The 15,274-nt window shown below is 49.1% G+C and carries 11 protein-coding genes and 1 tRNA gene; 9 read left to right on the forward strand and 3 right to left on the reverse strand.

The genetic code is table 11. The features are described 5' to 3' along the window. Window positions 1-17: 17 nt before the first annotated feature. Together QUW60_RS06135 and QUW60_RS06140 are read right to left on the reverse strand one after the other, a co-directional pair. Window positions 18-1,598 (reverse strand): RagB/SusD family nutrient uptake outer membrane protein, encoded by a 1,581-nt coding sequence (locus tag QUW60_RS06135; protein ID WP_289559201.1) that lies wholly within the window; start codon window positions 1,596-1,598, stop codon window positions 18-20. 92 nt (window positions 1,599-1,690) lie between these two features. After that, on the reverse strand, window positions 1,691-4,624 hold the full coding sequence (locus QUW60_RS06140; RefSeq protein ID WP_434736809.1) for a SusC/RagA family TonB-linked outer membrane protein: 2,934 nt from the start codon (window positions 4,622-4,624) through the stop codon (window positions 1,691-1,693). Between the two features lie 575 nt (window positions 4,625-5,199). On the opposite strand from QUW60_RS06140, the gene metK reads away from it, so the two are divergent. From metK to tyrS, 8 genes are all read left to right on the forward strand, one after another. Continuing rightward, complete coding sequence (gene metK, locus QUW60_RS06145; RefSeq protein WP_258337259.1) at window positions 5,200-6,495, forward strand: methionine adenosyltransferase; 1,296 nt, start codon at window positions 5,200-5,202, stop codon at window positions 6,493-6,495. 226 nt (window positions 6,496-6,721) lie between these two features. Continuing rightward, window positions 6,722-7,309 carry an LOG family protein gene (locus tag QUW60_RS06150; protein ID WP_258337260.1) on the forward strand — a complete coding sequence of 196 codons (588 nt, stop codon included), beginning with the start codon at window positions 6,722-6,724 and terminating at the stop codon, window positions 7,307-7,309. Next, window positions 7,306-8,115, forward strand: coding sequence for a DUF4271 domain-containing protein (locus tag QUW60_RS06155; RefSeq protein ID WP_258337261.1), 810 nt, complete (start codon window positions 7,306-7,308; stop codon window positions 8,113-8,115). The genes QUW60_RS06150 and QUW60_RS06155 overlap by 4 nt, the downstream gene beginning before the upstream one ends. 4 nt (window positions 8,116-8,119) lie before the next feature. After that, the gene (locus QUW60_RS06160) at window positions 8,120-8,866 is read left to right on the forward strand and encodes a uroporphyrinogen-III synthase (RefSeq protein WP_258337262.1); all 747 of its coding nucleotides are present in this window, start codon (window positions 8,120-8,122) and stop codon (window positions 8,864-8,866) included. Between the two features lie 93 nt (window positions 8,867-8,959). Beyond that, window positions 8,960-9,346 carry a ribonuclease P protein component gene (locus QUW60_RS06165; RefSeq protein WP_289559207.1) on the forward strand — a complete coding sequence of 129 codons (387 nt, stop codon included), beginning with the start codon at window positions 8,960-8,962 and terminating at the stop codon, window positions 9,344-9,346. Then, window positions 9,343-9,567, forward strand: a complete 225-nt coding sequence (gene yidD / locus QUW60_RS06170) for a membrane protein insertion efficiency factor YidD (RefSeq protein ID WP_434736815.1) — start codon at window positions 9,343-9,345, stop codon at window positions 9,565-9,567. The genes QUW60_RS06165 and yidD overlap by 4 nt, the downstream gene beginning before the upstream one ends. 19 nt (window positions 9,568-9,586) lie before the next feature. Then, a complete protein-coding gene (locus QUW60_RS06175) occupies window positions 9,587-10,231 on the forward strand; it encodes a TatD family hydrolase (RefSeq protein ID WP_289559209.1) in 645 nt (214 codons plus the stop codon). An 88-nt stretch (window positions 10,232-10,319) separates the two neighbouring features. Next, window positions 10,320-11,612 (forward strand): tyrosine--tRNA ligase, encoded by a 1,293-nt coding sequence (gene tyrS, locus QUW60_RS06180; RefSeq protein ID WP_289559211.1) that lies wholly within the window; start codon window positions 10,320-10,322, stop codon window positions 11,610-11,612. Between the two features lie 86 nt (window positions 11,613-11,698). Here the strand turns inward: tyrS and QUW60_RS06185 are convergent, their stop codons facing one another. After that, window positions 11,699-14,959, reverse strand: a complete 3,261-nt coding sequence (locus QUW60_RS06185; protein ID WP_289559212.1) for a S41 family peptidase — start codon at window positions 14,957-14,959, stop codon at window positions 11,699-11,701. A gap of 241 nt (window positions 14,960-15,200) precedes the next feature. On the opposite strand from QUW60_RS06185, the gene QUW60_RS06190 reads away from it, so the two are divergent. Next, a tRNA-Gln gene (locus QUW60_RS06190) sits at window positions 15,201-15,271 on the forward strand. The last annotated feature ends 3 nt before the right edge of the window (window positions 15,272-15,274 follow it).

Consider the following 15,274-nt stretch of genomic DNA (forward strand, 5'->3'; position numbering starts at 1 on the left):
AACTTTGATTTATACGGTTAATAATTTTCGTTATACAGATTCGGATTTGCCGTAAGTTCAGTCGACGGGATGGGGTAGATGTTGAATTTGCTGTCCACTGAAGTCCCGCTTGACGAGCCTCCTTTCCATTCCCAAAGCTTGTCGGCTGTAGTGAATCGGTTGAAGCGTATCAGGTCTGTACGGCGTGTGCTTTCCCAATAAAGCTCGCGGCAACGCTCATCAAGATAGAAGTCGGTATTAAGGTCGGCTTCTGTCACGTTCTCGCTGGTGTCGCCGAACGCACGTTCACGCAATTCGTTCACATATCCCATTGCTGTTGTGGCGTTTCCTCCTTGTCCGCCTCTGGCAACGGCTTCACCATACATTAAATATACGTCTGCCAGACGGAAGAGCGGATAATCAGTGTTTGCACCGTTTTCTGCCGTATTTGATGCGGATTGGCCGTCATCGGTCAGGTTGGTCCATTTCGTTACCAGCCATCCGGTTGACTGGTCGTCCATGGCCGTTACTTCCTGCGTCTGTCCTTCCTTGAAAAACATGCCTCTTCGGTCGTTAGGGTCAAACACCTCTGATGCCGTCTGACGGATTCTCATGTTTCCCCAGCCGTTGGCAGCACCATAGTCAGCCGGCTGCTGTGCGGTAGAAGTATTGCTGATTGCTCCGCACACCATATAAGTTCCCGCTCCCCATGAAACCGTAGTTGTAGCGTCAATCGGGAGTGTGAAGATGATTTCGTTGGTGCGCAAGTGATTGTCTGCATTGAAAAGCTTGCTGTAGTCTGTTTCCAGCGAGTATCCTTGAGCTATGGCATTGTTGCAGGCCGTGATGCATTCTGTGTATTTGGCTTCGTTGATATACACTTCTGCATTCAGATACATCTTTGCCAGCAAGGTATAGGCAGCACCTTTCGATGCACGTCCGTAGGGGCAGTCGGCTCTGTCGAGCAACAAGTTCGAACCTTCAGTGAGGTCGGTAAGTTCATCCTCAATGAAGTCGAAGATCTGCTGCGCCGTATAGCGTGGAGGAATATAGCTTCCCACCGGATCATTTTCCGTAACGAAAGGAATGTTGCGGAAGAAGTCCATTGCGTGATAATAGAACAGAGCGCGGAGGAAACGGGCTTCCGCACGGTATTGGCGGATTGTGTTCTGATCTTCCGCGCTGAACGAAGCGATGCTTTCTTCCGTAGCGTTGCGCAGGAATTCATTGCAAAGCGCGATGTTGTAATAGATGCGGTAATACATGTCCGACACCCATGAGTCGTTTGCATCCCACGAAAGGTTGTTGATGTCAGTCAAGTTCTCGCCGCTCAGCCACGTATAAGCCACTTCGTCGGTGCAGACTTCCTGCAGGTTGAAGAAGCAGCGCGAATAGTCCTGGCCGTTATTGGTAGACAAGTCTGCACTTCCGTTTTTTTCTTGTCCGTTGGTCACCATGGCCGTATAAATTTTCGCCAATACCTGGAAATAGCTTTCCGGAGTGTGGTAGATGCTTTCGGAGGTGGTTTCCGTATGCGGATACTGGTTCAAGTCGTCCACGCAAGAAGGAGTCAGTACCGCTGTGCAGCAGATCAGTGCTGTGTATAATATCCTTTTCATTTTAGTATCGTTTGCTATTGTTGATATTTGACCGTTGACAGCTAACAGCCAGCTGTCAGCAGCCGGTTATCAATTGTTGATTATCGGTTAGTTTAAAAATTGAGTCCCAGATTCAATGAATAAGTCCTTGGGCGCGGATAGAACGAGTTGTCCATTCCGTTGGGCACTTCCGGGTCTACGCCGCTGTATTTGGTAATGCAGAACACATTCTGGATCATTGCGCTGACATTAAGGCTGCATCCTTTGAATATTTCTCCGAAGTTATATCCCAAAGTCAGGTTGTCCATTTTCAGGAACGAAGCGTTTTCTACATAATAGTCCGACAAATACTGGCGTGTCTGGAATCCCGTTTCAAGATAACTTGTCGAGAGGTTGTTCAGCTGGTAGCTGTTGTAGCTCATTGTTTCAAACGCTCCCGTGTTCATAGCCATGCCGTTGTATACGTAGTTGCCGATATTGGCGCGGAAGCTCATGCCCAGATTCCACTGTTTCCAGCGGAGCGAAGTGCTGAGTCCCATGATATAGTCGGGAGCCGGTGAATGGTAGCGGTATAAGTCGTCCGAATTAATCGTGCCGTCATTGTTGAGGTCGGCATACGCGCCTTCAATTGGCTTTCCGGTTTTTTCGTCATAGAGCTGCTTGTAGACGTAGAACATGTAAGGTTCGTAACCTTCGGTTAATGTCTGGAACTGGTAGCCGTCGATAGAAGGTCCTACCGGTGTATTGGTTGCTTCGCCGCCCTGTACAAGCGAGAGGTTCTTTACTTTCATTTTCTGCCAGGTCATGTTGAAGCTGATGTCCCAGGTCAGGTCATCGGTCTGTATGGGAGTAGCGTTCAAGGAGAATTCGATACCTTGGCTGTCCACATTTCCCACGTTGGTGGTAATGGTTTTGTTGAAGGTAGATCCTGCGGCCGCGGGAACTGTGGCGATCAGATCTTTTGTCTGGCGGGTATAATAATCGAAGCTACCGGTCAGACGGTCATCCAGAAATCCGAAATCAAATCCGACATTCCATGAAGTAGTCGTTTCCCATTTCAAGTCTGAAACGTATGCTTCCGGACGGTAAGTGTAGACAGGTGTTCCGCCTACTATTCCCTGCGCTCCGTCCTGGCTCAGCGTATAGAGCGGAAGATAGTTATAGTTCCCGATTCCGTCTTGCTGTCCGGTGACACCGTAGCTGGCACGGAGCTTCAGGTTGCTCAAAACTTTCTGGTCTTTCATGAACTCCTCTTCGGTCAATCTCCATCCCAGGGCGACAGAGGGGAAAGTACCCCAACGTTGGTCGGGTGCGAAACGGGAAGTGGCATCACGGCGCACGGTAGCGGTCAGCATATAGCGCGAGCCGTATGAATAGTTGATACGTCCGTAGTACGAAAGCAGCACATGGCGGTAATCTGTAGCTCTGTAAGCGGTCTGAACATCTCCTGCCGCGTTCATGGATGCCGTGGCAGGAGAGCTTGACTTCCAGTATTGGTAATCGTATCCTGCCGTAATGTCGAAGCTGCTGTTTATCGAGTCGAAGAACTTGTTGTAGTTGGCATAGAGGGTCAGCAGCCGGTTGATGTTTTTCTGCGGCCCGTAAGGATAATAATATCCGCCCGTTGTGTAATATTGTGCGGCTTCCGGACTGACGTATTCAGAGCCTTTTCCTTCGGCATAGTCGTAGCCCAGTGTGGCGTGAAGCTTCAGTTCGGGAAGAAAATGCACCCGGTAGTCAATATCGAAGTTCCCGATAAAGCGCACTACCTTGCTGTGTGCGTCGCGCTGTTCCAGCAGTCCGACCGGGTTCACCAGCGCACCGTTTACCGGATTTCCGTCGCTTCCTATCGCTTCGTTGAACCCTCCGAAGGCATCATTGCCCGAATAGACGGGGATGGTGGGGTTCATGGTGGCTCCTCCCCAAATGGCTGAAGTGTTGGCAAACTGGTTTTTGTTGAGCGCTCCCTTTGCGTTGAGTGTCAGTTTCAGATGGTCATCGAAGAACGAGGGCGAGAGCGAAACGCTTCCCGTGAAACGTTCTGCGTTGTCGGTTTTCAGCAGACCGTCCTGGTTGTAGTAGCCGATAGAAACTCGGATGGGCCAGTTGGGAGCGATGCGTCCCGAAAGGCTCAGGTTGTTGTCGGTTCCGTATGCGTTGTGATAAATCTGGTCGTTCCAGTCGGTGCGTGCTGTTCCGAGTAGAGCTTGCTGGGCTGCAGAACCTTGTGTGTTGACTACGTTGATAAACTGGTCGTAGTCGAGCATGTCGGCCAGTTTGGTTCTTGTCTGAATGGAATGGGTCGTGCTGAGCGAAATCTTCAGCTTGTCGGAATTTCCTTTCTTGGTAGTGATGATGATGACACCGTTCGACGCGCGCGATCCGTAGATGGCGGTTGATGAAGCATCCTTCAGGATGGTCATGCTTTCGATGTCATTCGGATTGATGAGGCTGAGGAAGTTTCCGTCGTTGCCGCTGATTCCTCCTTGTTCCAGGGGAACTCCGTCAAGCACGATGAGCGGGTCGTTGCTGGCATTAAGCGAAGCTCCGCCACGTACGCGGATGGTGCTTCCCGATGTAGGAGAACCGCTGTTCGACATAATCTGTACGCCTGAAATTTTTCCGTTGATAAGCTGTTCGGGTGAACTGACAAGTCCTGTATTGAAGTCTTCGCTCGATACGTTGGTTACGGCACCGGTGAGGTCGCTTTTCCGTTGCGTTCCGTAGCCAATAACCACAACGTCGCTCAGCACCTGGCTGTCGGGCTGCAGCTGCACGTTCAATACGTTGCCTTTGATGGCAATTGTTTGCGAGGCATAGCCGATATAAGAGAACTGCAGTTCTTTCGCTCCGTCGGGTACGGTGAGCGAATAATTTCCGTCGAAGTCCGTAATGGTTCCTACGGCTGTTCCTGCTACAAGTACGTTTACGCCGATAAGCGGCTCGTTGGTGTCATCGGTTACTTTGCCTGTAATCGTTCTGCCTCCCGACTGGGCGAAGGCGGCTGACACGCAGACCTGCCAGAGGATGCAGAAAAGCAGGAGCATCTTGGCTTTGGTCACGGTTAAAAGGTTTGTTTTCATAAAGCGGTAATTAGATTAAATTTTGGTTTAATGTTTTCCATCAGAATTTCAGGTCCTTGAAACTCAAGTACAAAAGTAGAGAATGGAAATATGGAACAACGACAAATATTGGACATATCAAGACAATTTTTGGACAAAAGCCTGTGGAGGGTGTCCGAAAGGCTTTTCGGGCTTGTGCAGCCTGGTCTGATTTGTGTGCAGGGAAGGTTCAAGGTCTTCAGTCTAGAGATATGCATCTCCTGTCTGAGGATATGTATCTTTAGTCTGAAGATTTATATCTCCAGTTTGAGGATAAAGATTGGTTTGCGGTGCCCGGCTTTTGTCTTCCTGTGTCTGCTATGTTAAAAATAGAGTAAGGCTGCATTTATTCCGATAATAAATTCTATCTTTGCAGGCGAAATAAAAAAGTGGAAAGATTTGAGTAGCTTGCAACCACGGAAAAAAATGCTAAAACACAGACTTGTTTCCCCGATGATTACTTTCCTACTCTGTCCGTACACGGATAAACAAACAATCATTTTTTTAATTTATTCAGTAAAATGGGATACTTATTCACATCCGAATCGGTGTCTGAAGGACACCCCGACAAAGTGGCCGATCAAATATCGGACGCTGTGCTTGACAAACTGCTGGCGTATGACCCCAGTTCGAAAGTAGCTTGCGAAACTCTGGTGACTACCGGACAGGTGGTACTGGCGGGAGAAGTGAAAACCAAGGCGTATATCGATTTGCAGCGTGTGGCGCGCGAAGTGATCAATAGAATCGGATATACCAAGAGTGACTACATGTTTGAAGGAAATTCGTGCGGCGTGCTTTCTGCCATCCACGAGCAAAGTCCCGACATCAACCGAGGCGTGGAACGCGAAGACCCGATGAATCAGGGAGCCGGCGACCAGGGCATGATGTTTGGCTATGCCACCAACGAAACGGAAAACTACATGCCGCTTTCGCTCGATCTTGCGCACAAGCTGCTGATGGTGCTGGCTGAAATCCGCCGCGAAGGAAAGTATATGACTTATCTCCGTCCGGACTCGAAGAGCCAGGTTACCATCGAATACGATGACGACCGCCGTCCGGTGCGCATCGATACCATTGTGGTTTCTACTCAGCACGATGAATTTATCCGTCCTGCCGACGAATCTGCAGAAGCGCAGCTGAAGGCAGACGAGGAGATGCTTGAACAGATCCGCAAGGATGTGATCGAAGTGCTGATGCCTCGCGTGGTAGCTGAAATCCATAATCCGGAAGTGTTGAAGCTCTTTAACGACAAAATCAAATATTATGTCAATCCGACCGGAAAATTCGTTATCGGCGGCCCGCACGGAGATACGGGTCTTACGGGACGTAAAATCATCGTAGACACATACGGGGGTGCCGGCGCGCACGGCGGAGGAGCTTTCTCGGGGAAAGACCCCAGCAAGGTTGACCGCAGCGCGGCATACGCGGCGCGTCACATCGCGAAGAATCTGGTGGCTGCGGGTGTAGCCGACGAAGTGCTTGTGCAGGTTTCATACGCTATCGGCGTGGCACGGCCCATCAATATCTTTGTAAATACTTACGGCCGCAGCCATGTGTCTATGAGCGACGGAGAGATAGCAAAGAAGGTGGACGAACTGTTTGACATGCGTCCGCGTGCCATTGAAGAGCGTCTGAAATTGCGCTATCCGATTTATAGCGAAACCGCGGCTTACGGACATATGGGACGTGAACCGAAAATGGTGACCAAGCATTTTGAATCGGCTTACGAAGGCAACAAGGATATCGAAGTGGAGCTCTTCACTTGGGAAAAGCTTGATTATGTGGACAAAGTGAAGGAAGCATTCGGGCTGAAATAAGAAAGGGATCCCCAAAGGATGTGTCAAAACGGAAAATGACAGTCAAAAATCAAGGTCATTCTGGCATAGCGGAGAATCTCGTGTAAATCATTTGTCTTTTCGAGATCCTTCACTGCATTCAGAATGACGAAATGAAGGCTGGTTTTCGTTTTGACACAGCCTCTTGAATAAATGGTCATAATCTTCCTCTAGGAGGGGATTGGTTAGACTTTAAACCACAATTCCTATGAATGAAATCAAGAACGTATGCGTTTATTGCGCTTCGAGCACGCAGGTTGCGCCTGTCTATTTCGATGCCGCTTCCAGACTGGGGGAGATTCTTGCTTCTCAAGGCATCAACCTGATTAACGGGGCGGGATGCCAGGGGCTGATGCGCAGCGTGTCAGACGCGGTGTTGGCCGGAGGGGGAACCGTGACGGGAGTTATTCCCCGGTTCATGGTAGAACGCGGATGGCACCACAGCGGGCTTACCCGGCTTGTACAGACAGAAACCATGCACGAGCGCAAGCGGCTGATGATTGACATGGCCGACGGCATCATAGCCTTGCCGGGCGGATGCGGTACGCTGGAGGAACTGCTTGAGGCAATTACATGGAAACAGCTCGGGCTGCACCCGAAGCCTATCGTTGTGCTCAACACCAATCGTTTTTACGACCCCTTGCTTGAACTTCTGAGGCAGGCCGCTGATCAGAAATTCATGCGCGAGCAGCACATGAATCTTTGGCAGATGGCTTATACTCCCGAAGAAGCGGTAGATTTATTGTATACAATACCTTATTGGAGCAAAGAAATTTGTAAATTTGCGGCAATATGAATGAATATTGCCATACAGGTTTTTCACAGGTCAGGGTGCTTTATCAGCAGCATAAGGCAGAAACAGACAGCGCGTTGGTCCGGAGCATGGAAGCGAAGGACGCTTCGGGGATGCAGGGCGAGCCTTTGCCCTATTCGCTTTATGCCGACTGGTCTGTAACCTGTGTGATATTCTGCTGCTTCTTTTTGATCTTTTATGCCATAAGGAACGGAAAGAAATACCTGTACCAGCACTTTAAGGGCTTTTTCAAGCAGAAAGACCGCGCCAGTCTGTTTGATGATGATTCCGGCTACAATTTCAGATATGCGCTGGCTTTGTCGGCTTCATGCTGTGTGCTGTATGGCCTGTTCCTTTACGGTTATTTCACGGAAACCGCTCCTTCCCTCCTGCATGTCATGCCTCATATTCTTCTGCTGGGCATTTATATAGCCAGCGTTCTTTTGCTTGTCTGCATCAAGTGGGGGGCTTATCTTTTTGTCAACTGGGTCTTCTTCGAAAAAGAGCAGAACGCGCGCTGGATAACCTCTTATTTCGACCTTTTGGGAGGCTGCGGACTCATGCTTTTCCCGGTTTCTCTGCTGGCTGTTTATTTCGGTCTGTCTGCCGGATTTTCGTGCGGCATTGTTCTTTTTATATTAATTTGTGGCAAAATATTGTTATTTTATAAGTGCATTAGGAACTTTTTCAGCCGATTTCATGGCATTTTACATTTAATTCTGTACTTTTGTGCCCTCGAAATAGGACCTCTTCTTTTTCTTTGGAAAGGATTGGCGTATATAAACAACTTATTAATTCTAAATTTTTAGAACATTGAAGATAAAGAAAGTACTGGTTTCTCAGCCTAAACCGACGTCAGAAAAGTCACCGTATTATGACATCGCTGAGAAGTACGGAGTGAAGATAGATTTTCGCCCGTTCATAAAGGTAGAGAGTTTGTCGGCTAAAGAATTTAGACAACAGAAGATTTCTATTTTGGACCACACAGCTGTTGTGTTTACTTCACGTCATGCAATAGACCATTTCTTTAGTCTTTGTACAGAGTTGCGTGTGACCATTCCTGAAACGATGAAATATTTCTGTACGTCAGAAACAATTGCACTTTATATCCAGAAGTATGTGCAGTATCGCAAGCGCAAGGTGTTTTTCGGGTCTACAGGCAAGTTTGCCGACTTGGTTCCGCTGATGGTGAAGCACGGTGGAGAGAAATACCTGATTCCGATGTCCGACGTACATAATGATGAGGTGAAGAACCTGCTCGACAAAAATAAAATCCAGCATACAGAAGCGGTGATGTACCGGACTGTCAGCAACGACTTCACTCCGGAAGAGGAATTCAACTATGACATGCTGATTTTTTTCAGCCCGGCGGGAATCCAGTCGCTCATGAAGAACTTTCCGAACTTTGAGCAGAAGGATATCGCTATCGGCAGTTTCGGACCGACAACGGCGAAGGCTGTGAAAGATGCAGGCTTGCGTCTGGATCTGGAAGCTCCGACAAGTGCCGCTCCTTCCATGCCTGCCGCATTGGATATGTTTATCCGCGAGCATAATAAATAAAAGAATAGCATTTTCGCCGCAGAGGCTGCAGAGGCGCACAGAGCTTTCATCTTTCTGTGAAACTCTGCGGCCTCTGTGGTGTATTGACAAGATATGAAAACATATGCGTTGCCAAAGAAAGAACGGCTGAACAGCCGGATACTTATCGAAAAGCTCTTTTCCGGAGGGAGCAGATCGCTTCCTGCCTTTCCGCTGCGTATTGTATACATGCAGGTGGAAGGGGAGAATCTTCCTGCGGCAAGTATTATGGTAAGTGTGCCTAAAAAGCGGTTTAAACGAGCTGTCAAGCGCAACAGGGTGAAAAGACAAATACGTGAGGCTTATCGTATGCATAAGGATATCCTTCTTGACTCGCTGGAAGCGGCCGGACGCAAAGTTGCCGTCGCCTTTATCTGGCTCGACAACGAACTGCATGATTCGTCCGAAGTGGAAGCTAAGGTGAAAAAACTGTTGCAACTTGTAGCGGAACGCATTTCATGATCCGGAAATTCTTTACTTTTCTGCTTCTGCTTCCCATTTATTTTTACAGGAACTGCATTTCTCCGTTTACGCCTCCTTCCTGCCGTTTTACTCCGACCTGCTCGCAATATGCTGTTGAGGCGATAAAGAAGCACGGGCCTGTCAAAGGTTTGTATCTGGCCATACGCCGCATTCTGCGCTGTCATCCGTGGGGCGGTTCGGGATATGACCCCGTTCCATAACTTTTTCTTTTCCCCGATTATGTTGCTTGATGTCCATACCCATCATTTGCCGCCCTTGCCCGAAACGGCGCTATGGAGCTGCTGCATGCAGGACAGGGATCTGCCGGCGTTTGAGCAGGCCCGGTGGATTTCGCCGGGAATTCATCCGTGGTATCTTTCTTCCGGTACGCTTGACAGGCAGGCAGAATGGCTGGAGTCGCTTCTTGCCGGCGATGCGCGTGTGCTTGCGGTGGGCGAATCGGGCCTTGACCGGCTGTGCGGCACTCCTTTTGATGTTCAGCAGGAAGCGTTCAGGATATCTGTTTCCCTTTCCGAGCGTTACCGGATTCCGCTTGTTATCCATGCGGTGAAAAGTTTCAATGAACTTGTTGCGTGTAAAAAAGAAACGAATCCTTCCCAGCCCTGGATCATTCATGGATTCCGCGGGAAAAAGGAGCTGGCCGCAAGTCTGCTCCGTCACGGTTTTTATCTGTCGGTGGGGGATAAGTTCAATGCCGAAGCGGTGAAGATTGTTCCTTCGGGACGTTTGCTGGCGGAAACAGACGATAAAGGCTGCAATATCTCAGAGGTAGTGCGTAAATTGGCTGAAGTGCGGGGCGAAACATGTCAGGCATTGCGCACAGTCCTCAGCCTCAATGCTGCGCATCTCTTTTTTAAGCGATAAAAATTGGTTATTCAGATAAAGTGTCGTATTTTTGCTTCCCACAATATATCTATAAAATCATAATATGTTAAATTAAGAAACTCATTCGATGAACTTTGTAGAAGAATTAAAATGGCGTGGAATGGTCCACAACATGATGCCGGGTACAGAAGAATTACTGGAAAAAGAAATGGTTACTGCTTATTTGGGTATTGACCCTACTGCCGATTCGTTGCATATCGGCCATCTGTGCGGAGTCATGATGCTCCGTCATTTTCAGCGGTGCGGCCATAAGCCTTTGGCATTGGTGGGAGGAGCTACCGGCATGATCGGTGATCCGTCGGGAAAGTCGCAGGAACGCAACTTGCTTGACGAAGAAACGCTGCGCCATAATCAGGAGTGTATCAAGAAGCAGTTAGGAAAATTCCTTGATTTTGAGTCGGATGCACCCAATAAGGCGGAATTGGTGAACAATTACGACTGGATGAAAGACTTTACTTTCCTTGAATTTGCGCGTACGGTAGGAAAACATATCACTGTGAACTATATGATGGCGAAAGAATCGGTTCAGAAACGTCTGAACGGTGAAGCGCGTGACGGCCTTTCGTTTACGGAGTTCACTTATCAGCTTTTGCAGGGATATGACTTCCTGCATTTATATGAAACTAGAAACTGCAAGCTGCAGTTGGGCGGTTCCGACCAGTGGGGGAACATCACGACAGGTGCCGAGCTGATCCGTCGTACGAATGGAGGAGAGGTCTTTGCGTTGACTTGTCCGTTGGTGACTAAGGCTGATGGAACAAAATTCGGCAAGACCGAGTCGGGCAATGTATGGCTTGACCCTAGATATACTTCTCCTTACAAGTTCTATCAGTTCTGGCTGAACGTGAGCGATGATGACGCAGAGCGTTACATCAAGATTTTCACTTCGCTTACCAAAGAAGAAATAGACGCGCTGGTTGCTGAGCATAAACAGGCTCCGCATCTGCGTGTGCTTCAGAAGCGTTTGGCTAAAGAAGTGACTGTGATGGTTCATTCAGAAGAAGATTACAATGCTGCGGTGGAGGCATCGGGCATTCTCTTCGGCAACTCAACCTCTGAAGCGTTGAAGAAACTGGATGAGGATACGCTTTTGTCGGTATTCGAGGGGGTTCCTCAGTTTGAAGTTGCCAAGGCTGAAATAGAGGCTGGTATCAAAGTTGTTGATCTCTTTACAGAAAAAGCGGCTATTTTCCCGTCAAAAGGGGAGATGCGCAAGCTGGTGCAGGGAGGCGGCGTTTCGCTTAACAAGGAAAAACTGTCTGCTTTCGACCAACTAATCACTGCTGCGGATCTGCTGGATGACAAGTATCTTCTGGTTCAGAAAGGAAAGAAAAACTATTATCTGGTCATTGCCAAATAAGCAGGCAATAGTTGCAGATATATTCCGATAAAAGAGATTGTGCCAATTTATAGGTTGAATCTATAATTGGCACAATCTTTTTGTTTTTACGGCTTCTTGTCCAGCTCTTTCAACAATTCGTCAACTGCGGCTTTCAGTTGCGTGTCTTCACCTGTCACTATCGTTTCGGGAGCATTCAGCACGTAAATGTCCGGTTCGAGCTGTTTGTTCTCCAGGTAGCTTCCGTCCGGCAGCTGGTAGCCTATAACAGGGATTCCGAATATTAGCGACGGGTCTTGCAGCCGTACCCAGTTGACACTGGTCATGGTTCCCGGTACCGATGCTCCTACCAGTTTCCCGATGTTCTGGTGTTTGTAGACCCAGGGCGTACCGTGTGCGTTCGAGTAGTTCGCTTCACACTGCAGCATGATGGAAGGTTTGTTCCAGCGACGGCTTGGCATGTCACAGGCGGCACGTCCGCGGATTACCTGAGTCAGGTATTTTTTTCCGCTGAACAGCACTTCAATGTCTTCATGCAGGCGTCCTCCTCCATTGAAACGCGTATCGATGACGATACCGTCGCAATTGTTGTATTTGCCCAGGATGTCTGAATATACGGTGCGGAAACTTCCGTCGTCCATCGATTCGATATGTACATAGCCCAGCCGTCCGTTTGACCATTTTTCTACATCGGCGGCGCGCTGTTTTACCCAGCGTTCATAAAGCAGCCCGTTCATTGTTCCGCTGCTTACCGGTTTTACAACCTCGTCCCAGCGCTCCTTGGTTGCCGGATTGCAGAAAGAAACCAGTACTTTTTTCCCGGCTTTCCCGTTCAGCAAAGCTGTGCAGTCGGTTGTGCCGGTCAGTTCTTTGCCGTCTATTTTTTCAATGACAGTACCGGCTTCCACTCGTGAAGATTTTCTGTCGAAGGGGCCTTTCTCAATCACTTCAGCCACTTTCAGACCGTTATCCGTGTAGTTCCAGTCGTAAAGCAGGCCGAGGCTGGCTGTTTTCTCTCCTCCAGACTTGCTGTAGCGCCCTCCGGTGTGCGACACATTCAGTTCGCCCAGCCATTCGCTCAGCAGCTCTGCAAAGTCGTAATTGTTGGTGATGTGCGGAAGAAACTTGCGGTAGGTGGCCGTCATCGCTTCCCAGTCAACCCCGTGCATGTTCTCATCGTAGAATCTCTTCTTTTCCTCTTTATATACATAGTTGAACATGAATTCCCGTTCGGCCGCCAGATCCATCTTCATTTCTGCGCGATAGCTGATCGGTTTCAGTGCATCCGAAGCCAGATCCATTTTCTGCATGGCACTTCCTCCCAGAATGAACAGGTTCTTTTCTTCCTTATCTAGCTGCATGCCTCCCCATCCGGCATTCATCTTGTGGATGAGCTTGGTGTCATGCTTGCGGAGATTCATTTTCCACATGTCGAATCCCCCTTCGAAAGCCGACAAGTAATACAGCGACTCGCCGTCTTTGGGTATGATGGCCGAAGCGATGCGTGATGAATTTGGGGTCAGACGCACGATGCGGTCTTCGATGCCGTCGAGTTCTACCACAATGTCTTTTGTTTCTTCTTTCTTGGCTTCGTCTTTCTTGCCGTCATCCTTTTTCTTCTTGTCTTGCTTCTTTTCAGCTTCTGCCTTTGCTTTTTCCTGTTCTTTTTCAAGTTCTTTCTGCAGTTCGTAGTCCTCTTTGCTCAAACGGAACTTGTCGTAGGCATCTTGATTGACAAATGCAAGCATCACGTCATCGAGCGATCCCCATGAGGCATGGTTGCGCATGCCGTACCGTTCGGTTGTGAAAAGGATGGCGTTTCCTCCCATCACCCATTGGGGAGAGCCGCTGGTATATCCGCTGTTGGTGAGGTTGACCGGAGATCCTTTTCCGTCGGCACTTGCAATAGCTATATCGGTATACGGGTCGTGGTGGTTTGCGACGAATTCGAACGTGAACCATTTGCCGTCGGGCGACCAGGAGTAGCTGAACGGGCTTCCCAGGCTGTACCATGTAGACCCGTCTGTAATCTGGCGCACCTTCTTCGATTGCAGGTTAACGACTTTCAGGCGGAGCCGGTCTTCGATGAAAGCCACTTCTTTCCCGTCGGGAGAAAAAGAGGGATGCGTTCTTTCAACCGTTTTCGAAGGCAGCAGCACTTCTTCTTCGATCAGCGTGGCGTTTGGAAAGTTGAGGTCTTCCTTGCGCGATATTCGGGCAATGTACATTTCCCAATTGCCGTTGCGCAGGCTGGAATAAACCAGTGAGCGGTTGTCGGCACCGAACGACAGCCCTTCTTCTGCTTCGGGAGTATGGGTGATCTGTTTGGTCGTTCCGTACTCGACGGAGGTAACAAACACATCTCCGCGGACGATGAACGCCACCTGCTTGCCGTCGGGCGAAACCACCGCTTCGCTGGCTCCTCTGGTGAATGTCAGTGTGGCCGGGATGTCTTCATCGTCGCGTGTAAGCGAAATGTTTACTTTTTTCGGTTTTCCTCCGGTTTGCTGTGTATAGATTTCTCCGTCATAAGTATAGCAGAGCAGGCCGTTGTTTCCGGCGGAAAGGAAACGCACCGGATTTGTTTTGAATGCGGTGAGCTGTTCTGTCTGTTGCGGATTGTCAAGAGAAGCTTTGTATACGTTGAACGAGCCTCCGTTGCGTTCGCTCAGGAAATAAAACGCATTCTCGTCGCCGGTCCATACCGGATTGCGGTCCTCTCCTGCATGGTTTGTCAGATTGGTATGCTTTCCCGTCTGGGTGTCGTACATCCAGACGTCGCGGGTGATGGACGAAGTATGGTGCTTGCGCCATTCGTCTTCGAATCCCTTCCTGTCCTGGTAAAGGAATCTGCTTCCGGCCTTGTCAAAGCAGACAAGTTCGGCTGGAGTTCCAAGAATCTGTTCTGTCTTTCCTCCCTCTGCCGGCACTTTATACAGTTCGGTCATGGCAGAAGTCGGGAAGAGGGCGCTGTTGGCCGGATCCTGTATGCTGGCTGAGAACACCACGTACTTTCCGTCGGGAGTGAAAGCCGAAGGAGTTTCTGCGGCCGAATTCATTGTCAGCCGTTTAGCCGACCCTCCTTCTGCCGGCATTACGAAGATGTCGGCGTTTCCGTAGCGGTCGCTTGCAAAGGCGATTTGTTTGCCGTCAGGGCTCCACACGGGAGAGGATTCATACGAATCTTGCGTTGTGAGCCGCACGGCTTCTCCGCCCGTTGCGGCTACCTTATAAATATCCCCTTTGTAACAAAACACAATATTCTTTCCGTCGGGCGAGATTCGCACGTCGCGCATCCAAAGAGGGGTGGCTGCCGTGGCTCCTGCCGTAACGGTTCCCAATACAAGGCTTAGCAATAGTTTCTTCATTTTGTCTGATAAATTTAAATTTCCGTTTACAGCGCGGAAAGTTATCAAAAATAACCGAATCGGCAAAATCAGTTTTTGAATGTTGTGCAATTTGCCAGCTCAGGGGCAGACCGACGGGCATTGGCTGGTGACCTGTGGGCGGAAAGGAAGGTTGCGCAACAAAAAAAGTGAAGATTTATTTGGAGCATATTCTAAAAAACATGTATCTTTGCACCGTTTTCTGAGGAAAACGCATGAAGTTTGGACTATGGTGTAATGGTAGCACAACAGGTTTTGGTTCTGTTTGTCCAGGTTCGAATCCTGGTAGTCCAACAG

It is taken from the genome of Bacteroides gallinaceum, from assembly GCF_030373775.1.
Lineage (GTDB): Bacteria > Bacteroidota > Bacteroidia > Bacteroidales > Bacteroidaceae > Phocaeicola > Phocaeicola excrementipullorum.

Coding starts and splice junctions, on each gene's coding strand:
- metK (WP_258337259.1), top strand. CDS start 5,200: ATGGGATACTTATTCACATCCGAATCGGTGTCTGAAGGACACCCCGAC.
- QUW60_RS06150 (WP_258337260.1), top strand. CDS start 6,722: ATGAATGAAATCAAGAACGTATGCGTTTATTGCGCTTCGAGCACGCAG.
- QUW60_RS06165 (WP_289559207.1), top strand. CDS start 8,960: ATGAAAACATATGCGTTGCCAAAGAAAGAACGGCTGAACAGCCGGATA.
- QUW60_RS06135 (WP_289559201.1), bottom strand. CDS start 1,598: ATGAAAAGGATATTATACACAGCACTGATCTGCTGCACAGCGGTACTG.
- QUW60_RS06155 (WP_258337261.1), top strand. CDS start 7,306: ATGAATGAATATTGCCATACAGGTTTTTCACAGGTCAGGGTGCTTTAT.
- yidD (WP_434736815.1), top strand. CDS start 9,343: ATGATCCGGAAATTCTTTACTTTTCTGCTTCTGCTTCCCATTTATTTT.
- QUW60_RS06175 (WP_289559209.1), top strand. CDS start 9,587: ATGTTGCTTGATGTCCATACCCATCATTTGCCGCCCTTGCCCGAAACG.
- tyrS (WP_289559211.1), top strand. CDS start 10,320: ATGAACTTTGTAGAAGAATTAAAATGGCGTGGAATGGTCCACAACATG.
- QUW60_RS06185 (WP_289559212.1), bottom strand. CDS start 14,959: ATGAAGAAACTATTGCTAAGCCTTGTATTGGGAACCGTTACGGCAGGA.
- QUW60_RS06140 (WP_434736809.1), bottom strand. CDS start 4,624: ATGCTCCTGCTTTTCTGCATCCTCTGGCAGGTCTGCGTGTCAGCCGCC.